The sequence below is a fragment of the Rhodothermus bifroesti genome, from assembly GCF_017908595.1.
GTDB lineage: Bacteria > Bacteroidota > Rhodothermia > Rhodothermales > Rhodothermaceae > Rhodothermus > Rhodothermus bifroesti.
Genome location: NZ_JAGKTL010000002.1, coordinates 340,188 through 360,591, shown reverse-complemented (window position 1 = coordinate 360,591; position 20,404 = coordinate 340,188). Strand labels below are relative to the sequence as shown.

The window sequence follows — 20,404 nt, the reverse complement described above, 5'->3', positions numbered from 1 at the left end:
CTTATGCACCTTTTATGCACAGACCTTTTTTTTATTGCTTCGCAAGTCTATGTTTGTGCAACCTACTGAAGCCTTTGAAAGAGGGTGCAGGATTCCTGGCCGTTCCTGTGCAGTGCCTTTCGCAAAGCATCTAAGACAACGTGAAATCCTGGAAGCAGATTTGGCACAGATTGACTTTAGGGCATTCCCCAAGCCCTAGCCATACTGCTAGTGACCATGCCTTAGCATTGCGTCTGGCCCGGGTGCTTGAGCAAATACCTGCCTGTGCTATACACGTGTATGTAGTGGAAGGGCATGTTACGCTGTGTGGCCGTGTGGCCTCGGAGGACGTACTTACCCAGCTACTCGAACGCGTCCGGACTACGCCTGGCGTGCGCTCGGTCAAGTCCAGTGTGCACGTTTTATCGACTACACCGCCTATTTCCCCTTTGGGCATTTAGGCACGACGCATCCAGGCATTAGGCACCCGTGTAAAGCCCAAGCGGGCATAAAAGCCAGACGAGATGTCCGAGTCGCGCAGCACCAGCTCAGTGCCTTTACAGCGTTCTAAGACGGCTTCGATGAGGCGCCGGCCGATGCCGAGTCCTTGCACATCGGGCTCAACGGCCAAATCGCACAGGTAGCTGTAGAGCACGCCATCGGTTAATACCCGGGCAATGCCTACCAAGCGCCGCTCATGCCAGGCCGTAAGCACCAGGGAGGCGTTTTCAAACATACGCCAAACGCGTTCAGGATCATCCACTGGGCGCAGCAGGGGTGCCCTGCGGTAGAGGGTGATGATACGTCCAGGCGTTAGGCCCTCGAGACCTTCCCGGATTTCAAGCTGTTCGGTTAGTGCTGCTCGTGCAGGCATAGCTTTCTAAGGTTCAGCTCAAGCAGCAACGCGGCGCAGCGCCTGGTTAACTTTTTCCGCCACTTCTTTGAAAAGCGTGGCCGTCTCGATCTCCAGACCGCTAGCCTCTAAGATCGCACGCGCTTCCTCAGCATTGGTGCCCTGCAAGCGCACAATCAGCGGCACCTGAAGCTGTACGTTACGGGCCGCCTCTACAATGCCCCGAGCAACCCGATCGCACCGCACAATACCCCCAAAAATGTTCACCAAAATCGCCTTGACGTTAGGATCTTTCAAGATAATGCGAAAACCTGCCTCAACCGTCTCGGCACTAGCTGTACCTCCAACATCCAAAAAGTTGGCCGGCTCTCCCCCTGCCAGCTTAATCAGGTCCATTGTAGCCATGGCCAAACCCGCACCGTTGACCATGCACCCGACATTGCCGTTGAGCCGCACATAATTAAGGCGGTACTGGCTGGCTTCTACCTCCAGGGGATCCTCTTCGTACACATCCCGCAACTCGGCCAAGTCAGGATGGCGAAAAAGCGCGTTATCGTCCAGGTTGATTTTGGCGTCAACAGCGACCACATCACCCTGCTGGGTGAGCACCAGTGGATTAATTTCGGCCAGCGAACTGTCGGTTTCTTCATAAGCCCGGTATAAGGCCTCAATAAGACGGACCGCTTTTTTAAAAGCTTCGTCTTCAAAGCCCAATCCAAAGGCCAACTGACGCGCTTGGAAAGGGCGCAGGCCTATCATGGGATCTACCCAGATCTTAAGAATTTTTTCGGGAGCGCGCGCAGCAACTTCTTCGATTTCTACGCCACCTTCTACCGAAGCCATGATTACGTTCTGGCTGCGCTGTCGGTCGAGTGTAATGCCCAGGTAATACTCTTTGGCAATATCAACCGCTCCAGCAACCAACACCGCACGGACTTTTTGGCCTTCGGGTCCTGTTTGTGGGGTAACCAGATGCATGCCCAAAATGGCAGCTGCTTTTTCCCGGACTTCCTCAAGGCCGCGTGCCAGTTTTACTCCACCCCCTTTGCCCCGCCCCCCGGCATGAATCTGCGCCTTAACGACAAAAAGCGAAAAGCCGTACGCTTGCTGTAGCCGCTGCGCAGCCTCTACGGCTTCGTCAACGCTTCGGGCTACATAACCGGGCTGCGTAGCTACACCGTAACGTTGCAAAATGTCTTTGGCCTGATATTCGTGAAGTTTCATAGACAACCCTGTTCGATGAACCGATGACTTTTCTAAAAGTACACGTTTGCGCACGAAGAATCCACCGCTTTAAGGCACTGGCGCGTGTTTTTGCGGGTTGTTCGCGTATGCACACCATCGACTGGCATATCCTTCGCCGCGTACTTGGGGGCTACGTTTTCTTTATAGGCGCCCTGGTGGTATTTTTCATTGTGTTGCATTTTGTGGAGTACATCGACGACTTCATGGATCGGGGCGCTTCGATGCGTGAAGTCTTTGGCGTCTACTATCCCAGTTATATTCCTGAGATCGTTCGGCTCACCTCGCCACTAGCGTTACTTCTAGCTTGTCTTTACGTTACCGGGCGCATGGCCCAAAACCTGGAGATCATCGCCCTGCAAATGAGCGGCGTGCCGCTGCGTCGGCTCCTGAGGCCTTATGCAGGGCTTGGCGTTGCAATTACGGGTTTTATGTTCTGGTTCAACGGTTGGGTGGTTCCGACGACCAACCGCACGGTTGTGGCCTTTGATGAAAAATACCTTAGCCGCACGCCGCGCCAGTTCAACCTCAGCCACATACATCGGCAAGCGCAGCCAGACCAGTTTTTGACTGTCGGCTATTACGATCGAGAGGTGCAGGTAGCCTACCGGGTGTCCCTGCAACAATTTGCGGGAGAGCGGATGGTCTATCGGTTAGATGCTCCGCGAATGGAATGGATCGACTCACTTAGGGCTTGGCGCATTCCCGAAGGCATAATGCGGCGCTTTGAGGCGACAGGCTGGGAGCAGCGCACCCCCGTGCAGCACTACACCGTAGCACTGCCCCTCTACCCCGCTGACCTGGCCCGCACCGAACGCGACGTAGAAGCTATGACGCTTCCTGAAGCAGCAGCCCACTTGGCCACACTGCGTCGAACTGGCGTTGGCGCGCTGGGACGCCCCCTGGTCGCCTACTACAGCAAGTTTGCCTATCCGTTTGCCAACCTGATTTTGACACTTCTCGGCGCTGTGCTGGCTTCGGTACGCCGCCGCGGTGGCCAACTGGTGCACTTTGGCCTTGGGCTCGGCGTGGCCTTTGCCTACCTTGGGCTGCAAAAACTCATTGAACCCTTAGGCTACAGCGGAATCCTCCCCCCTTGGCTGACCGCTTGGCTACCTCACCTGGTCTTTGCTCTCGGGGCAGTCCTTCTGCTGTGGCGCACGCGCACCTAATTAGGCTTCACCCCCAACACCGCCAAAATGCACAGGCGGTCCAGGCTCAGGGACTTCAATCTCCCCATAGGTAGCTTCATACCGACCAATGTTATCGGCCAGCGCCCGCAGCAGACGTTTTGCATGGGTTGGCGTAATGATAATGCGGCTTTGCACACGTGCCTTGGGCAAGCCCGGCATAATGCGGATGAAATCCAGCACAAATTCTTCGGCCGAGTGCGCAATCATCACAAGGTTTGCATAGCGCCCTTCGGCCACTTCTTCGCTAAGTTCAATATCAATGTGCTGTGGTTCTGCACCGTAGGGAGGATGTGCCATAGGATTGTCTGCGCCTTAAACGATCCCGTAGGAGCAAGATTTACGCTGCTACCTCCTGTTGGTTGCAACAAGCGACAAATCCTTGTATTCGGGTAATGCTTTGCCCTAATTTGTCTTAACTAAAAAGCAATGAAATAGCGGCTGCAACCGCAAAGCGATTGGCTATGAGCGCAAATTATGCTTCCGCTTTTGAGCACCAGACGCCCGAATTTCCGTTGGAACCGACGCTGCTCATAGCCACCTTTTCTCTAGAAGGGGTCTGCTACGAGGCCAATCCGGCCTGGGAGGCGTTATTTGGGCGGATGGGTGGCCCTTGGCATCAGCTTATTGACGAAGATCGGACGCATTTTCAGGAGCTGCTGAAGCAAGCAGCCCAAGGGCAGCAGGTGCTCCATGAGCTGATGATGCTTCATTTCCCGGAGCGCGACGAACCTGTTCCTGCGCTCTTTAACATCATTCCAGTACACTGGCCACCCCCCCAGGCAAAAGCGCCAGTTGCTCTGGTGGTTACGGTCGAACTGCTTGTAGAACCCCGCAGCCTGACCTATACCCAAAGCCAACGTCATCGGCTTGAAACGCTGGGGCGCATGGCCCTGGGCATCGCGCACGACTTCAATAACCTCTTAATGAGCATCCTGGGAAACCTTGAGCTCTTACGCATTTCCTTGGGAGAGGGCACCGCAGAAGTAGCCGGGTATTTGCAAGCCTTGGAGCGAGCCGCCTTAGATGGGGCCGCGCTCATGCGTAAACTCCAAGAATACGTACGCCAAGAAAAGCCCGCACCTTTTGCCCCTGTTGATCTACCTACCTTACTGGACGAATGCCTTATGCTGACGCGGCCCTATTGGTATAACGAGCCGCGCCGGCAGGGACTAACCATTTGCCTGGAAACCGATTTGCAACCGGTACCGCCTATTCGCGGCCTGGCCAGCGAGCTGCGCCAGGTGTTCACCAACCTGATCCTCAATGCGGTGCAGGCTATGCCTCAGGGTGGGGTGCTTCGGGTGGAAACCGGGCTCGATCCAGAGCGTGGCGTTCGGGTACGCCTGTCGGATACAGGCATCGGCATGACCGAAGCCGTACGCAAGCGCATCTTTGAGCCGCTCTTTACTACCAAACCCGAAGGATCAGGTATGGGCCTGGCCATTGCAGCCGGGATCGTGCGTGAACATGGTGGAAGCATTGAGGTGGACAGTACACCGGGTATCGGCACCACCTTTACGCTCTATTTTCCGCCGATAGCAACGTCCTCGACCACCGAATCGGCAACAACCATTACCCGTGCAGCTCGCCCCGTACATGTGCTTATTGTCGACGATGAACCCGGTGTGCGCACGATACTGGCACGCCTGCTTTCGCTTAAAGGCCACACCGTTACCCAAGCTGCTTCAGCAACCGAAGCCCTATCGCTGCTGCAAACGCAATCCTTCGACATTGTTTTCACTGACCAGGGCATGCCAGAAATAAGCGGCTTAGAACTTTCTCGACATATCCGCGCTCAGTTTCCTCAGCTGCCCATTGTGCTCATTAGTGGCGACACCGAGTTGGATCTCTCAGCCGGATCGGTCGATGCGGTACTCGCTAAGCCATTCCGGCTGCAAGATGCCGAAAACCTGATTCGCAAGCTTTGCGGTTCTGATCCGTCAAAATGACACACTTCTGTTCCAGGCCCGGTTTTTGACCCCGCTTAGAATGCCGCCTTGAGCTGCCAGGAGTCTTCCAAAATGGCAGCGTGTCGAAGCGGCACAACATATTGGCGACGTTTTGGAGATGGACTTATGGCATACGGAGATCTGTTCTATTTGCTAGAAGACGACCCCGAGCAGAGCATTCCTCTGCCCACGCCGGATGAACAAAAAGCCATGAGCGCCGAGGAGGTGCCCGAAACGCTTCCTATTCTGGCACTCCGCAACACGGTGCTCTATCCGGGCGTGGTGCTCCCCATCACCGTTGGGCGCGATGCCTCCTTAAAACTGGTGCGGGACGCTTTTGCAGGCGATCGACTGATTGGCGTGGTAGCCCAGCGTAGCAGTGAGGTAGAAAATCCTACACCAGACGACCTTTACCGTGTGGGGACGGTGGCTTCGATCCTCAAGCTGATCAAAATGCCTGATGGATCGAAGTCGATTGTCATTCAAGGTCGACGGCGGTTTGCAATTACTGAATACATTCAAACCGAACCCTATTTTATCGCGCGGGTGCAGCCACTGAGCGATAGCATCGACGAAGTTGACGATGTCGAACTGCAAGCACGCGTTCGCTCCATTAAAGAGTTGGCCGTCCAGATTGTCAACCTGTCGCCCAACTTGCCCAGCGAAGCGGCCTTTGCAATTCAAAACATCGAATCGCCCGCTTTTCTGATCTACTTCATTGCCTCTAACCTGGGCATCGACGTGGCGGCTAAACAGGAGCTCCTGGAGGCCCAATCTATCTTAGCGCAGGCTGATTTGCTCATGCAGCATCTGTCGCGTGAGCTGCAAGTGCTCCAGCTCTCGCAAGAAATTCGCTCCCGCGTCAAAAGCGATGTAGACCGGCAGCAACGCGAATATCTGCTCCGCCAGCAACTTAAAGCCATCCAAGAAGAGCTGGGCGAAGCCGACGAAGAAGCGGAACTCGAAGCCCTGCGCAAGCGCGCGGAAGAAAAGCCGCTACCTGAACATGCCCGCAAGGCAGTCCTGAAAGAAATCGAGCGGCTTTCACGGATGAACCCGGCCTCGCCAGACTATGCCGTCACCCGTAACTACATCGACTGGATCCTAGAGCTGCCTTGGCTAGAATACTCGGAAGACCACTTAGACCTGCAGGAGGCGCAGCAGATCTTGGACGAAGATCACTACGGCCTAGAGCAGGTCAAAAAGCGGATTCTTGAGTACCTGGCCGTACTCAAGCTCAAGGGCGACATGAAGGCGCCCATCCTGTGCTTTGTAGGACCACCTGGCGTAGGAAAAACCAGCCTGGGCAAAAGCATCGCACGTGCACTAGGCCGGAAGTTTGTCCGCGTCAGCCTAGGCGGCGTGCGCGATGAAGCTGAAATCCGTGGCCATCGCCGGACATATGTTGGCGCACTACCCGGCCGCATTATTCAGGGCATGAAGAAAGCCGGCACGGCCAACCCTGTCTTCATGCTCGATGAAATTGATAAGCTGGGGGCTGACTTTCGGGGCGACCCCTCTAGTGCCCTACTCGAGGTGCTAGACCCTGAGCAAAATAATGCTTTCAGCGACCATTACCTGGAGCTGGACTACGACCTATCGCACGTGCTGTTTATCGCTACGGCAAACTACTTGGACTTGATTCCAGCGCCGCTGCGCGACCGCATGGAGATCATCGAAATCAACGGCTATACGCAGGATGAAAAGCTGGAAATCGCCAAACGCTACCTGGTACCGCGGCAGGTGGAACAACATGGCCTTAAGCTAGAACAGTTTGCAATCACCGAAGCTGCCCTTCGAGAGATCATCGACGGCTATACCCGTGAGTCCGGTGTGCGCCAGCTCGAGCGCACCATCGCCTCGGTAGTGCGCGGCGTAGCCAAGAAGATCGCCATGGGCGAAATTGCTTCAGCCCAAGTGGACGCAGCTGACCTTAAGGAATATCTGGGCGCACGGAAGTTCTTCTCTGAAGTGGCCGAGCGCACTGAGGTCCCAGGGGTCGCCACCGGACTAGCCTGGACACCTGCAGGGGGCGATATCCTGTTCATTGAGGCCTCGGCAGCCCGCGGCAACGGCCGGCTGATTCTTACCGGGCAGCTCGGCGAAGTCATGAAAGAATCTGCCCAGCTGGCTTTCTCTTATATTAAGGCGCACGCCGATGAGCTCGGCATTCCCCTGGACGCGTTCCGCTACTGGGACGTGCACGTGCACGTCCCAGCCGGTGCCGTACCTAAAGACGGACCTTCGGCCGGCGTGGCACTACTTACGGCCCTAGCTTCGCTCTACACGCAGCGCCGCGTTCGGCACACCGTAGCTATGACAGGCGAAATTACACTACGCGGCCTCGTGCTACCCGTGGGCGGCATTAAGGAAAAGGTGCTTGCAGCAAAGCGCGCAGGCATCCAAACCGTGTTGCTACCGGAGAAAAACCAAAAAGACATTGAAGAAATCAAGCCCGAAACGCTGGCAGGACTGGACATCCTCTACGTGCGGCGTGTAGATGAGGTCCTAACACAAGCCTTGGAACCAGAACCGATGCGCGATCCAGCCCAAGTGTATGGCATCCCTGAAGCCGAACGCGTTCCAACTAACGGTACTGTTGCCGATGTGATTACGGGATAACCCGCACTACTTCCCTTGGACCCATGCGGCGCAGCGCGGCATGCTGCGCCGCTAAAGCATCTAAAAAACCGTCAGTATCCTCCGGGGTAAGCACTAGCTGCGCGCGGCGACGCTTGGCGTATTCCACACACAACGCATCACGCAGCGAAAACCCTACCCATGGCGTAGGGATAAGCACATTGCGCCATATGTTGTAGGCGACCACGCGTTCAATCCGTTCGTAAGGGATCTGAATCCGAATCCGCCCAGAATGCACCACGAGCGCCTTGGAAGTCAACACGTACCGCACGGGCCAAACCAACACCCGCACCAAAAACACGTCAAAAATGCCCAGACCTACCACAAGTAGCGCAAGCGCACGCTGCCCCTGGGAGCCCAACCATACAGCCAAAACAAAAGGAGATGCTAAAGCACCAGCAAGGAGTAAAAATAGCCAGCGATCTACGCGCGAGGCAAATACCATAACGTTAGCAAGGAGAGCTACCCGGAGGCTCTTTCGGGGCTGGAGTAGACGCCCGGGAATGCTCTTCGAGGATGCGAGCGTCTTCAATCTTTGGGTTGAGCCCCTCTTTAAAAGCGCGTTCACTTTCTACAGCTATGCGAGCTACGTGGCGCACCAAACGCCGAAGTAGCCCCTTACTCGCATGCACAACCATTCCGGCTACAAAGACCGTCTTCCCCAACGCGTTGAGGCGCTCAAACTCCACCATCCGCCGTGTATTATCCATGACCTTTACCCTTCTGAAGCAGGACGATCGGACGAGACCTTTGGCGATCGGGCAGCCATGCAGCGCTCCAGCCCCCGCGACAGCGCTGCCCCTGCTGCCTCAATACCATCGGCTAGGGTCACCGCTGTAGCTTCAATCAAAAATCGCACCTTATCTTCAAGCTTGAGCCGCTCAAACACGCGGCGTACGTCTTCGTATCGAAAGGACTCCATGGCGCGCCTAGCATAAAAGTGAAAGGCAAACATACTAGGTAGACGAGCAACCGAAAATCAGGTTTCATCATTACGAGAAAATATGGTGCAACAGCTTGAAGGCACAGTCATCCGAGCAACCGGAAGCTGGTTCGATGTGCAAGCTGACGGCCGGATCATTCCCTCCCGCCTCCGCGGCAAGTTCCGACTCACAGGCGACAAAACTACTAGCCCGGTCGTGGTAGGCGACCGCGTGCGCCTGCGGCTTAATCCAGATGGTACCGGCCTCATTGTAGACGTATATCCGCGGCGCAATGAACTCTCTCGTCGCGCTGCAGGCCGTCATCCCGGCCTGCGCCATGTGATCGCAGCCAACATCGACTTTGTATGGATCGTGCAGGCTGTGCATCTACCTGAACCCAACCCGGGCTTTATCGATCGGGTACTGGTAGCCGCCGAACGCTACCAAATTCCAGCCGGGTTGATTGTCAACAAGTTAGATCTGCTTACCGACGCAGATCAGCCAGCCCTCAAGGAGCTCACCCAGCGATACGCTGTCTTAGGCTATCCGGTACTGCATACCAGCGCCGTCACCGGTGAAGGACTCGATGCCCTGCGCCAGGCATTGCACGATCGCGTTAGCGTCGTTACAGGACCATCGGGCGTGGGAAAATCCACCTTGCTGAATGCGTTGGAACCCAACCTCAACCTGCGCACTGCCCCAGTCAGCGAAAAAACCGGCAAAGGACGCCATACCACCACCTACGTTGCCCTCTATCCCCTGTCGTTTGGGGGCTTTGTGGTCGACACCCCCGGACTACGCGAATTTGGCGTGACAGACCTAGAGGCCGTCGAACTATCACACTATTTTGTTGAGTTTCGCCCCTATATCTCGAACTGTCACTTTCCGGATTGCACCCACACCCATGAACCCGACTGCGCTGTGCGCGCCGCTGTCGAAGCCGGACACATCGACAAAGCACGCTACCTAAGCTACCTCAACATCCTCTCCAGCCTTCAGCTCGGGGAAAAAGACGTGGGCCGCTAAAGCGGCCAATTTTTCCGCTAAATGAAACAAGTTCCTAAAAAGTAAACGGTTACGTTTGCTTATTGGGACTGGCATAGGGTTTGCCAACCAGGTCATGGTTGCCCCGGTTAACCCTGCACGCCATGCAGCCTCACCTTCTTCGCGTTCTTTGGTTTTTGCCTCTATTTATTTTGCCTGCATCGGCACAGCAGCACTATTTCCATACCTACACCAGTGCCGATGGCCTCTCCCAGCTTGTCGTGCAGGCTTTACTGCAAGATCGTCAAGGCTATGTTTGGATTGGTACCCAGGCCGGACTCAACCGATTTAATGGATTTAGTTTTGAGGTGCTGGGCATCCGCGAGGGATTGGTCAGCGACTTTATCATGGACCTGGCCGAAGGGCCCGACGGCACGCTATGGATCGGTACACGCAGCGGGCTTAGCCGACGCTACCCCAACGGCAAACTGGAAAACTTTGGCCTTGGCGAAGGATTACCTTCCGCGCAAATTCAGGCTTTAGCTGTTGACCGGCAAGGCCAGCTGTGGATTGGCACCCAGGCTGGTTTAGTGCTGCTAAAAGCGCAGCATATTCAACGGATTACCCCGCTTGGCGAGCGGCCTATTCATGATTTACGCTTCGATCGCGCTGGTCGGCTGTGGGTTGCTGCGCAAGATGGCCTCTATCAAGGCCCTTCCCCTCAATGGCAATCGGTGGCCGCTGTCGCGGGACAACCCATTCACCGGTTAGCTGAAGACCCTGAAGGGCGACTTTGGGCATGTGGACAGCGGGAACTCCTAGCCTTGCAAGATGGCCGTGTCGTGCGCCGCTACACTAGCCAAGACGGATGGCCAGGCAACTGCCGGGGCCTGGCCATCGATTCCTTTGGCGTTGTGTGGGCAGCTACGCTTGAGGGCCTGATCCGCATTGATGCCTCCGGCCTACGCCTGTTGACCGAAGCACATGGCCTACCTTCTTCTACGCTGACAGCCCTCATGGTCGACCACGAGGGCATGCTCTGGATTGGTAGCCTAAAGGGCCTGTTTCAGTTTCGCGGTCGCGCCTTTACAAACTATACCGTACGAGACGGTTTGGCCGACAACATGGTGCGCCCGATTCTTCGGGACCAAAGAGGACACCTATGGGTGGGTACACGCCGAGGGCTTAACCGCTTTGATGGCAAGCGCTGGCATGTCTACACCGAGCGCAATGGCCTACCCAGCGCGTTTGTGCACGCACTGCACTTAGACCGGCAAAACCGACTCTGGATTGGAACGCTTGGAGGTCTAGCCTTCTACGACGGCGGTGGCTTTCACCGCGTGGCCGGATTTCCGCAGAGCGTCAGCGTCATGTCGATTGCCGAAGACCAGGAAGGCCGCCTTTGGGTAGCTGCGCAACAAGCCGGTGTGTTTCGGCAAAACGGCGAGCGTTTTGTCAAGATAGAAGTGCCTGGGCAAACGTTCACCGATGCGCGGTTACTTGTAGATCGCCGTGGAAACGTCTGGATTTCTGGCGACTTAGGGCTTTCACGCTGGGACGGACGCCACTGGCGTACGTTTACTTCCAAAGACGGCATGGCCGGAAACAACCCGTATTTCTTGGCCGAGGATCGCCAAGGGCGCATTTGGTTTGGTTATCGCGCTGCGCTGGGCATTACAGTCTATGATCCGCAGCAAAATCGCTTTCGGACTTACACTACGGCCGATGGGCTGCACAACGATGCCGTCTACTCTATTGGGGTCGATCTGCAAGGCAACCTCTGGATTGGCACAGCCCGTGGCGTAGACCGCTTCGATGGGGAGCGGTTTGTCAACTATGGTCCCTTGGAGGGGTACGCAAGCTATGAGTCGAATGCCGGTGGTTTTTGGGCCGATGCCGACGGTACGCTTTGGTTTGGCACCATGGATGGCCTAAGCCACTACAATCCACAAGAAGACCTGTGGAGCGATCGTCCCCCGCGCCTGCGTATTCATAGCCTCATGCTGGGAACGCAGTCCTTCGCCCCAGACGCTGTAATCAAAGTCTCCAATCAGCACAACACCCTAAGCGGCCGTGTTGCCCTGCTTTCGTTTTTTGGGGCGGAACAGGTGGAGCTGCGTTACCGCTTGCGAAATTTGGAGACGCAGTGGAGCTTGACGTTTCAGCCGCTTCAACGCAACCGGTCTTGGCTGCGCAAACCACTCGATAGCGAAGTAGAATGGCGCCGGCTGGAAGGCCCTTCGATCTTTTTCACCAATCTGCCAGCAGGCTTTTACGTGCTTGAAGTGCAGGCGCGCAAGCCCACTTCGGATTGGTCGGAGCCGGTAGCTGCTCGCTTTGAAATCACCCCACCTTTCTGGCAAACTTCCTGGTTTGCCGCCCTCCTGGTGACGCTGCTAGGCCTGCTCATTGGCGCCTTGCATCGCTACCGCATCTACCGCATTCAAGCCCAAAAAGAACGGCTCGAAGCTTTGGTCGCCCAGCGTACGACCGAACTTGAGCAGCAAAAACGCCAGCTGGAAGCCGCGTTGGCCGACCTGCAGCGTACCAAAGAAGCCCTAGAGCAGGCCAATGCAGAGCTTGTTCGTGCCAGTCAGCTTAAAAACGAATTTCTGGCCAACATGAGCCACGAAATCCGCACGCCAATGAACGGCGTGCTGGGCATGACCGAGCTACTGCTCGAGATGGATCTTACCAAAGAACAGCGCGAATGCGTGGAAATCATCCACCGCAGCGGCGAAACACTCCTGACCATCTTGAACGACATCCTAGACTTTTCCAAGATCGAAGCTGGCCGGCTAGAACTGGAAACGCTCGACTTCGACCTGCAGGAAGTGATCGAAGATGTCATTACGCTTTTTGCTTCACGTGCAGCTACCAAACAGTTGGAGTTGGTTTGTTTTATTGAAGAACGCGGGCTGGACGTGCAAGGCGACCCGCACCGGCTGCGCCAGGTGCTTTCAAACTTGGTAGGAAACGCAATCAAGTTTACCGAGCATGGCGAGGTTATCGTTGAAGCCAAGCTGGAAAACCTTACCGAGCGCCGAGCCCATTGGTGTATTGTGGTGCAAGACACGGGCATTGGCATTCCTCCAGAGCGGCTAGACCGGCTGTTTCAGCCGTTCTCGCAGCTCGACAGTTCTACAACGCGACGCTATGGAGGGACAGGCTTAGGCCTGGCCATCTCGAAGCAGCTTGTGGAAATGATGGGCGGTACCATTAGCGTAGCGAGTGAGACAGGAAAAGGTTCAACGTTTACCGTACGCATTCCTTTTCGGCGGCCACGGCAAGCGAAGCTTAACGGCGATGAGCGCCGCGCGCTGCTCCGGGGCGTGCGCGTCCTCATCGTCGACGACAACGAAACCAATCGTGAAATCCTGCGTCGCCAGACGCTCAACTGGGGCATGCATCCTACCCTGGCCCGAAGCGCTGCTGAAGCGCTTGAGCTGATGCGGGCGGCCGCACGCCAAAAGCACCCGTTAGAAATCGCTATCCTCGACATGATGATGCCGGAAATGGATGGTGTTATGCTGGCCCGGGCCATTAAGCAAGATGCAGCGCTGGCCGACACCCCACTTGTCTTGCTTAGCTCGTATTTGTTTACGCGCCAGGATTATCACCTCATGGATGAATCGCTTTTTGCCGCCATTCTATCAAAACCGACCCGCCAGTCTTACCTATTCAACACGCTCGTCAAGATCCGCCAGGCCAGGCAGCCGGTCAGTGCAACAGCTCCCTCGACCAGCTCTGAAACGGCGGCAATCGAGGCGTTGCCTGCATCTGCTGCAACACCCCGGCTCGGACATGTGCTCCTGGCCGAGGACAACCCGGTAAATCAAAAAGTAGCCCTTTACCATCTGGAGCGCTTGGGCTACACCTGCGATGTGGTCAGCGATGGCAAACAGGCCGTCGATGCTGTTCAGCGAAGCCACTACGATGCTATCTTGATGGACGTGCACATGCCGGGCATGGACGGCTTTGAAGCCACCGTGCAAATTCGCACTTATGAAGCGCAGCAGGGCCGTCGCACGCCCATCATTGCCATGACAGCCAACGCGTTGCGTGGCGAGCGTGAGCGCTGCTTAGCGGCAGGCATGGACGACTACATTGCCAAGCCCTTTAAGAAAGACGAGCTGAAAGCGGTGTTAACCCGGTGGATTCCAACTGCTACAAGCTAAACTTCAGCGCGATTTGCGACGCGCATAGCGTGGCTTTTGGGCTTTGGTGCGCAGCAGTTCGAGCGCTTCTTCGAGGGTAAGGGCTTCAGGAGCACGGCCTTCGGGCAGCGAGGCGTTCGTGCGGCCGCATTTCACGTAGGGGCCGTAGCGGCCCTCCCAGAGCTCCACAGGATCGCCAGTTTCGGGATGGCGCCCCAGGCTACGGAGCGGTCGGCTGCGGGCTTCTTTTTCGGCCAGCAGTTCCAAGGCGCGCTCTAGATCTAGGGTAAACACATCATCTTCTTCTTTAAGCGAAGCAAACGTGCGCCCGTGCTGGACATAAGGGCCGTAGCGGCCAATGCCGACAAGCACCGGCGCACCCGTTTCGGGGTGCTTACCCAACTGCCGGGGTAACTTCAGAAGCTCCTGGGCATGCTCCAGGGTGACCACGGCAGGCTCCATGCCTGGCGGTAAAGCAACCCGCTTGGGTTTACCGTGTGCTTCGTCGTCCCCTAATTGCACGTAGTATCCATAGGGTCCACGGCGCAGGAGCACAGGAAGGCCCGTTTTGGGATCCAATCCGAGCACGCGATCATCGACTTGCTCACCACGCAGGATTTCTTCAAGCTTTTCGCGCGTGACCTCACCAGGAGTCAGCTCAGGTGGTAGCGATGCCGTCACCAGTTGGCCATCGAGCGGTCCTTCTACGTAAGGTCCGTAGCGTCCCACCCGCACCACATACGGCTCCCACTGCGGAAAGCGGATGGTCGACACCTCACGGGGGTCTATATGCTCCAGTGCCGCATCAATCATGCGTTCCAGACCTTCCTCCCCCTCATAAAACTGTCGCAGATAAGGCACAGTTTTTTGTCGGCCTGCAGCGATCTCGTCGAGCGCCTCTTCCATTTGCGCGGTAAATCCGAGATCGACCAGTTTTTGGAAGCAGGTCTCTAGCAAATTATTGGTGGCAAAGGCCATAAAAGTTGGCACCAGCTGGTTGTTACGGCGAATGGCATAGCCGCGCTGGAGGACGGTGTCGATAATGGTGGCGTAGGTGCTAGGTCGGCCAATGCCTTCTTGTTCTAGGGTCTTGACGAGCGTAGCTTCAGTGTAGCGCGCTGGTGGGCGCGTTTCGTGCCGTTGCGCCTCCACTTTCTGGCAGCGAGGCTGGTCTCCTCGTTGGAGTGGTGGGAGCGGCTGCTCGCGGTCTTCAAGCGTAGCTTCAGGGTCATCGCTGCCCTCTACGTAAGCCCGGAAAAAGCCTGGAAACTCAATTGTGCGTCCTGAGGCCCTAAAGCGGGCAATGGGGGGCCGATCACCCGCGTCCAGATGTACCGTTAGGAGCTGAAGCCGTGCATCTGCCATCTGCGAAGCAATGGTGCGCTTCCAGATTAGGTCGTACAAGGCGGCATCTATCCCCTTTAAGCCCAATTCCTCGGCAGTTTTCATTTCACGTCCGGCCGGGCGAATGGCCTCATGTGCTTCTTGGGCATTACGCACCCGGCTTTGATACTGACGCGGCTGCGGACTCAGGTATGCTTTTCCATAACGTTCAACAATCGCTCTGCGGCTGGCTTCTATGGCTTCTTGAGAGAGATGCGTCGAGTCGGTCCGCATGTAAGTAATGTAGCCCTGTTCGTATAAGCGCTGAGCGATTTGCATGGTTTGCCGTGCCGAAAGGCCTAGCTTGCGGCTGGCTTCTTGCTGCAACGTCGAGGTGATGAAGGGTGGAGCCGGCGAGCGGCTTACCGTACGCGATTCAAGATCGACCACCCTCCAACGCTCGGTGCTGAGCCGCTGCGCTAGCGTTTGCGCTTGTGCTTCATCCAGCAGGATCACCTCACGCCCGGGCACTAGCCCAGCTTTGAGGCGCCCTGTATGCTCATCAAAGTCCTTACCCCCAACGATGCGGATGCCATCTAGGTGCGTCAGTACCGCTTCAAAGCGCTGGCCTTCGTGTTCCAGTAGGGCTTTAAGGTCCCAGTAGGTTGCAGCGACAAAGGCGATGCGCTCTTTTTCGCGCAAAACCAGGAGCCGAACGGCCGCGCTTTGCACGCGCCCAGCCGAAAGCCGTGGAGCGATTTTACGCCAAAGCACTGGTGAGACAAGGTAGCCCACCAATCGATCTAAAATGCGCCGCGCCTCCTGCGCTTCCACAAGGTTCAGATCGATCTGTCTGGGACTGCGCAAAGCCGCTTCGATCGCCTCGCGCGTGATCTCGTGAAACACCATGCGTCGAACTGGCACCGTAGGTTTGAGCACTTCGACCAGATGCCAGCCGATAGATTCGCCCTCACGGTCTTCGTCGGTAGCAATGTACAACTCGTCGGCTTCTTTTAGCGCTTCTTTGAGTTGCTGAACGACCTTACGTTTATCGCGTGGAATGACATAAAGCGGTTCAAAATCGCGGTCAATGCGCACGCCCAGCCGTGCCCAGGCCTCATGCTTTAGGTTTTCAGGAACTTCAGCTGCCGAAGCGGGCAAATCGCGAATATGCCCCATGCTTGCTTCAACGCGAAAGCCATCTTTCGGCAGGAAGTTGCGGATCGTACGTGCTTTTGTAGGCGACTCAACGACGACCAGGCGCTTCATAGCGGATTTATTCAGCCTTTTTAAAATAGCCTGCTGTGCAGGCGGGCAGTCTCACGCCTACCGATGGCCAACGTTCCAGCGGGAATGCCCACAAAAAAGAGCCGACCCAAGGCCGGCTCTTGAACCCTTAACCACTCCCAACAACGGCTACGGCTGCGTAGCCACGGCTGAGCGGCTACCGTCGCCAGCGGCTGCAATACCGGCCGGTGGTGCATTGTAGAAACGGCGGTATTCCTCGAGCGTAAAGGCATCGACCTGGATGGCATCCCAACGCGCTGCTTCGGCTTCTTGAATGCGCTGGGCCTCTTGGGCCGTCAGGATGCCTTTTTCCACGGCCTGGTGCACTAAACGATCTGGCCGATCTTTTTGCAGTACGCCTTGTTTGACAGCGGCGTGGACTTTCTTGAGCAGCTCATCTTCTTCGTAAGCCAACTGAAATGCCCGCTCAAGGCGAGCCAAGGCGTCGTTTGGATCCGACGGCAAATACATGCCAGCAGTCATGCGCTCGCGTTGCGCACCCGGCAGTTGCATGCACTGTGCCACGCGATGCCCCAAGCTGTCGGAGGGCATCCTCCCCAGTGGGTTGAGGCGCGACCACCAGGCTGCCGGTCCACGCAAAAACCAGGTCAGTCCTGGAATGCGCAGGTTATCCAAAAGTCCCTCGAAGGCCTGTTGCATGCGGAAAAAGGCATACTGCATGGCCCAGTCGAAAAACGGCCGGTCTTCTTCGAGGCGACCCTCAGCTTCAAAGCGCCGTAGGGTAGCGGTAGCCAGATACATCCACGAAAAGATATCAGCAAAACGGCCTGTAAGCTTTTCCTTTCGCTTAAGGTTACCGCCCAGCACGGCCATAGCCAGATCGGCCAAGAAGGCAAACGAGGCCGAAGCCCAAGCCAGTTTCTGCGCATAGCGGGCAGCTGGTCCAGAAACGCCCGTGCGCGCTAGCCGACCACGCGTCAAGCTGAGCAGCAGTGCGCGGGCGCTGTTGCGCACCACCAGGCCAACATGGCCCCAGAACGCCTCGTCAAACGCCTGCACATCTCCTTGAGCTAGGGCATTGATTTCTTTGTAGGCATATGGGTGGCAGCGGATGGCCCCCTGGCCGAAAATCATCAATGTGCGCGTTAGGATATTCGCGCCTTCGACCGTGATTCCAATCGGCGTCGCAATGTACCCATGGGCCAGCAGGTTACGTGGTCCTCGGGAAATGCCGTTCCCGGCCAAGATATCCATCCCATCGTTGATCACCTGGCGGCCGAGCTCAGTCGTGTTGTACTTCATGATGGCTGAAACCACAGCTGGCTTGGCGCCACGATCCAGCCCACCACACGTGTAGACCCGTGCAGCTTCAATCAGGTAGTTGAACCCCCCGATGCGGGCCAGCGGCTCTTCAATGCCTTCAAACATCCCAATAGGCAATCCAAACTGCCGCCGCACCTTGGCATGCGCCGAGGCAACGCGGTAGACCAGCTTAACCCCACCGGCCGATGATGCAGGCAGCGAGATGCCTCGTCCAGCTGCCAATGATTCCATCAACATGCGCCAGCCTTTGCCAGCCCACTGTGGCCCGCCAATAATCGCATCGATGGGAACGACGACGTCGTGCCCTTCAACGGGTGAGTTGTAAAAGGGCACGCCGAGGGGGTCATGCCGCATGCCTAGTTTCACGCCCGGCGTACTGGTGGGAATGAGCGCACACGTGATGCCCACGTCCTCACCTTGGCCCAGCAAGTTTTGCGGATCACGGAGTTTAAAGGCTAACCCCAGCACGGTTGAAATGGCAGCCAGCGTGATGTAGCGCTTTTGCCAGTTCAAGCGCAAGTAAAGCTGGCCATCTTCACCACGAAACACTATCCCGGTAGCCTGGATAGCGCCTGCGTCCGATCCAGCTCCAGGTTCCGTCAGGGCAAAAGCAGGGATTTCCTCGCCACGCGCTAGCCGCGGCAGATAATAATCGCGTTGCGCTGGCGTTCCGTAGTGAATCAGCAGTTCGGCCGGTCCAAGCGAATTTGGCACCATCACGGTTGTAGCCAAGGGACCGCAGCGCGAGGCCAGCTTTTGCACCACGGCGCTATTGGCCAGGGCCGAGAAGCCTAAACCACCGTAGGCTTTGGGAATGATAATGCCAAAAAACTTGTGCTCTCGGATAAACTGCCACACCTCAGGCGGCAAGTCGCGCCGTCGCCAGACGTCCCAGTCGTTGACCATGCGGCAGAGTTCTTCAACCGGACCTTCCAGAAAGGCGCGCTCTTCTTCGGAAAGCGATGGATAGCTTGTTTCACGCAGTAAGCGGTGAAAATTGGGCTTGCCGGCAAACAGCTCACCCTCAACCCACACGGTACCGGCTTCAATGGCTGTGCGCTCGGTGTCCGAAATTTTAGGCAAAAAGCCCGAGGTCCTCAGCAGGTTCATCAGGGGCTTAGAGAGGAATGCCCGCCGCAATGGCTTTAGGTTGAACGCAATGGCCAGTACGCCGAAGACCACCCAAAGCCAAACAGGTGCCGCCGTGCCATAGAGCACAACAGCCACGGCCAGCGTCCATAGCCCCAGCGGTGCACCCGTAAACGCCAGCGTCAATGCGCCCGCCAGTACCAGCAGCACAACCCAGCCAGCACCTATAGGCTCCAAAAAATGATAAAACGGTAGGTTCATAGTACCCTCCGTGTATGCTTGGCAGTTGGTGCCTTAGAAACTCAGCGTTGCAGGTTTTCGATAAGGCCGGCCGCGCCCATGCCCCCTCCTACACACATGGTACACAGACCGTAGCGACCACCCCGCCGCCGCAACTCGTAGAGTAGCGTAGCCGTCAGCTTCGTACCGGTGCAGCCCAGCGGATGCCCCAGTGCAATCGCACCGCCGTTGACGTTCACCTTCTCCTCGTCGAGGCCAACTTCACGTATGACCGCCAGGGCCTGTACAGCAAACGCCTCGTTAAGCTCAATGAGGTCGATGTCTTTAAGCGACAGCCCCGTTTGCTTAAGTACTTTGCGAATGGCTTCCACCGGACCAATACCCATGATCTCGGGTGGCACGCCTGCCAACGCAAAGCCAATCAGCCGCCCCAAGGGCTCAACCCCAAGCTCACGCACCATACGCTCGCTCATTACCACAGCAGCTGCCGCTCCGTCGGACTTCTGCGAAGCGTTTCCGGCTGTAACCGTACCGTTTTGCTTAAAAACCGGCCGCAGCGCGGCCAAAGCCTCTAAGCTGGTGTCGCGACGCGGTCCTTCATCGATACGAACTTCTTTTTCCTCCAGGCGCGTTTGCCCATTGTCGTAGACCACCTCACGCACCCGAACCGGCACGATCTCCTCGTCAAACCGTCCCCCATCAATGGCTTCAACAGCCCGCATATGCGAACGCAACGCAAAGCGGTCGGCCTCCTCGCGCGAAATGCCGTAGCGCTCAGCCAGATTTTCGGCCGTAAGACCCATCGACAGGTACACATCGATGTCGCGCGCCACCAATTCAGGATCGGGCTGAAAGAAAAAACCACTCATGGGCACTTGGCTCATCGACTCCGTACCCCCAGCGACCACAACATCGGCATAGCCTGCAACAATAGCCTGCGTGGCCATGGCAATCGTTTGCAGACCCGACGAGCAAAAGCGGTTAACGGTGGCGCCTGGAACGCTATCCGGTAAGCCGGCTTTTTGGGCAACGATGCGACCAAGGTTCATGCCCTGTGGGCCTTCCGGGAAAGCGCACCCCATGATCACATCGTCAATCAATTCCGGCTCCAGGCCTTTGACGCGGCGAATGGCTTCGCGCACGGCAATGGCGCCTAGCTCTTCTGGACGAACGTTGCGCAACGCCCCCTTTTCGGCTTTACCCACCGGCGTGCGCACAATACTAACGATATAGGCTCCGTTGGCTTGCATGGCTTGCGTGC

Annotated in this window: 15 protein-coding genes; 6 read left to right on the top strand and 9 right to left on the bottom strand. The window is 56.7% G+C overall.

Annotated elements, in window-relative coordinates; translation table 11 throughout:
* Positions 1 to 140 precede the first annotated feature (140 nt).
* Positions 141 to 440, top strand: coding sequence for a BON domain-containing protein (locus tag J8E65_RS05275; protein WP_341481744.1), 300 nt, complete (start codon positions 141 to 143; stop codon positions 438 to 440).
* On the opposite strand, the gene J8E65_RS05270 is transcribed toward J8E65_RS05275, so the two are convergent.
* Together J8E65_RS05270 and sucC are read right to left on the bottom strand one after the other, a co-directional pair.
* On the bottom strand, positions 437 to 853 hold the full coding sequence (locus tag J8E65_RS05270) for a GNAT family N-acetyltransferase (protein WP_210374389.1): 417 nt from the start codon (positions 851 to 853) through the stop codon (positions 437 to 439). The two genes, J8E65_RS05275 and J8E65_RS05270, sit on opposite strands and share 4 nt — an antisense overlap.
* Positions 854 to 871: 18 nt before the next feature.
* Positions 872 to 2,056: an ADP-forming succinate--CoA ligase subunit beta gene (sucC, locus tag J8E65_RS05265; protein WP_210374387.1), complete on the bottom strand. Its 1,185-nt coding sequence runs from the start codon at positions 2,054 to 2,056 to the stop codon at positions 872 to 874.
* 23 nt (positions 2,057 to 2,079) lie between these two features.
* Between sucC and J8E65_RS05260 the strand changes: the two genes are divergently transcribed.
* Entirely contained in the window at positions 2,080 to 3,246 is a 1,167-nt protein-coding gene (locus J8E65_RS05260; RefSeq protein WP_237181679.1) for an LptF/LptG family permease, read from the top strand.
* On the opposite strand, the gene J8E65_RS05255 is transcribed toward J8E65_RS05260, so the two are convergent.
* Positions 3,247 to 3,564 (bottom strand): DUF3467 domain-containing protein, encoded by a 318-nt coding sequence (locus J8E65_RS05255; protein ID WP_210374386.1) that lies wholly within the window; start codon positions 3,562 to 3,564, stop codon positions 3,247 to 3,249. It abuts the gene before it with no gap.
* A 164-nt stretch (positions 3,565 to 3,728) separates the two neighbouring features.
* Between J8E65_RS05255 and J8E65_RS05250 the strand changes: the two genes are divergently transcribed.
* A complete protein-coding gene (locus tag J8E65_RS05250) occupies positions 3,729 to 5,216 on the top strand; it encodes a hybrid sensor histidine kinase/response regulator (RefSeq protein WP_210374384.1) in 1,488 nt (495 codons plus the stop codon).
* Positions 5,217 to 5,342: 126 nt separating this feature from the next.
* A complete protein-coding gene (gene lon / locus J8E65_RS05245; RefSeq protein ID WP_210374382.1) occupies positions 5,343 to 7,838 on the top strand; it encodes an endopeptidase La in 2,496 nt (831 codons plus the stop codon).
* Here lon and J8E65_RS05240 read toward each other — a convergent pair.
* Genes J8E65_RS05240 through J8E65_RS05230 form a run of 3 tightly spaced genes read right to left on the bottom strand, consistent with a single transcriptional unit; the run spans position 7,828 to position 8,778 of the window.
* Complete coding sequence (locus J8E65_RS05240; protein WP_210374381.1) at positions 7,828 to 8,301, bottom strand: PH domain-containing protein; 474 nt, start codon at positions 8,299 to 8,301, stop codon at positions 7,828 to 7,830. The two genes, lon and J8E65_RS05240, sit on opposite strands and share 11 nt — an antisense overlap.
* A 4-nt stretch (positions 8,302 to 8,305) precedes the next feature.
* Positions 8,306 to 8,566: a hypothetical protein gene (locus J8E65_RS05235; protein ID WP_210374379.1), complete on the bottom strand. Its 261-nt coding sequence runs from the start codon at positions 8,564 to 8,566 to the stop codon at positions 8,306 to 8,308.
* A gap of 5 nt (positions 8,567 to 8,571) precedes the next feature.
* The gene (locus J8E65_RS05230) at positions 8,572 to 8,778 is read right to left on the bottom strand and encodes a hypothetical protein (RefSeq protein WP_210374377.1); all 207 of its coding nucleotides are present in this window, start codon (positions 8,776 to 8,778) and stop codon (positions 8,572 to 8,574) included.
* 82 nt (positions 8,779 to 8,860) lie between these two features.
* Between J8E65_RS05230 and rsgA the strand changes: the two genes are divergently transcribed.
* Positions 8,861 to 9,805 (top strand): ribosome small subunit-dependent GTPase A, encoded by a 945-nt coding sequence (gene rsgA / locus J8E65_RS05225; RefSeq protein ID WP_210374375.1) that lies wholly within the window; start codon positions 8,861 to 8,863, stop codon positions 9,803 to 9,805.
* A gap of 122 nt (positions 9,806 to 9,927) precedes the next feature.
* A complete protein-coding gene (locus tag J8E65_RS05220) occupies positions 9,928 to 13,941 on the top strand; it encodes a hybrid sensor histidine kinase/response regulator (protein ID WP_210374373.1) in 4,014 nt (1,337 codons plus the stop codon).
* Between the two features lie 3 nt (positions 13,942 to 13,944).
* On the opposite strand, the gene topA is transcribed toward J8E65_RS05220, so the two are convergent.
* The 3 genes from topA to J8E65_RS05205 all read right to left on the bottom strand — a co-directional run bounded on the left by topA (position 13,945) and on the right by J8E65_RS05205 (position 20,393).
* A complete protein-coding gene (gene topA, locus J8E65_RS05215; protein ID WP_210374371.1) occupies positions 13,945 to 16,512 on the bottom strand; it encodes a type I DNA topoisomerase in 2,568 nt (855 codons plus the stop codon).
* 147 nt (positions 16,513 to 16,659) lie between these two features.
* Positions 16,660 to 19,164 (bottom strand): acyl-CoA dehydrogenase, encoded by a 2,505-nt coding sequence (locus J8E65_RS05210; protein WP_210374369.1) that lies wholly within the window; start codon positions 19,162 to 19,164, stop codon positions 16,660 to 16,662.
* 41 nt (positions 19,165 to 19,205) lie between these two features.
* Positions 19,206 to 20,393: a thiolase family protein gene (locus tag J8E65_RS05205; protein ID WP_210374367.1), complete on the bottom strand. Its 1,188-nt coding sequence runs from the start codon at positions 20,391 to 20,393 to the stop codon at positions 19,206 to 19,208.
* Positions 20,394 to 20,404: the final 11 nt, after the last annotated feature.

What these genes read in the sequence shown, in the direction of transcription:
- J8E65_RS05270 (WP_210374389.1), bottom strand. Translation starts at nt 853, where the DNA reads ATGCCTGCACGAGCAGCACTAACCGAACAGCTTGAAATCCGGGAAGGT.
- sucC (WP_210374387.1), bottom strand. Translation starts at nt 2,056, where the DNA reads ATGAAACTTCACGAATATCAGGCCAAAGACATTTTGCAACGTTACGGT.
- J8E65_RS05260 (WP_237181679.1), top strand. Translation starts at nt 2,080, where the DNA reads ATGACTTTTCTAAAAGTACACGTTTGCGCACGAAGAATCCACCGCTTT.
- J8E65_RS05255 (WP_210374386.1), bottom strand. Translation starts at nt 3,564, where the DNA reads ATGGCACATCCTCCCTACGGTGCAGAACCACAGCACATTGATATTGAA.
- J8E65_RS05250 (WP_210374384.1), top strand. Translation starts at nt 3,729, where the DNA reads ATGAGCGCAAATTATGCTTCCGCTTTTGAGCACCAGACGCCCGAATTT.
- lon (WP_210374382.1), top strand. Translation starts at nt 5,343, where the DNA reads ATGGCATACGGAGATCTGTTCTATTTGCTAGAAGACGACCCCGAGCAG.
- J8E65_RS05240 (WP_210374381.1), bottom strand. Translation starts at nt 8,301, where the DNA reads ATGGTATTTGCCTCGCGCGTAGATCGCTGGCTATTTTTACTCCTTGCT.
- J8E65_RS05235 (WP_210374379.1), bottom strand. Translation starts at nt 8,566, where the DNA reads ATGGATAATACACGGCGGATGGTGGAGTTTGAGCGCCTCAACGCGTTG.
- J8E65_RS05230 (WP_210374377.1), bottom strand. Translation starts at nt 8,778, where the DNA reads ATGGAGTCCTTTCGATACGAAGACGTACGCCGCGTGTTTGAGCGGCTC.
- rsgA (WP_210374375.1), top strand. Translation starts at nt 8,861, where the DNA reads ATGGTGCAACAGCTTGAAGGCACAGTCATCCGAGCAACCGGAAGCTGG.
- J8E65_RS05220 (WP_210374373.1), top strand. Translation starts at nt 9,928, where the DNA reads ATGCAGCCTCACCTTCTTCGCGTTCTTTGGTTTTTGCCTCTATTTATT.
- topA (WP_210374371.1), bottom strand. Translation starts at nt 16,512, where the DNA reads ATGAAGCGCCTGGTCGTCGTTGAGTCGCCTACAAAAGCACGTACGATC.
- J8E65_RS05210 (WP_210374369.1), bottom strand. Translation starts at nt 19,164, where the DNA reads ATGAACCTACCGTTTTATCATTTTTTGGAGCCTATAGGTGCTGGCTGG.
- J8E65_RS05205 (WP_210374367.1), bottom strand. Translation starts at nt 20,393, where the DNA reads ATGCAAGCCAACGGAGCCTATATCGTTAGTATTGTGCGCACGCCGGTG.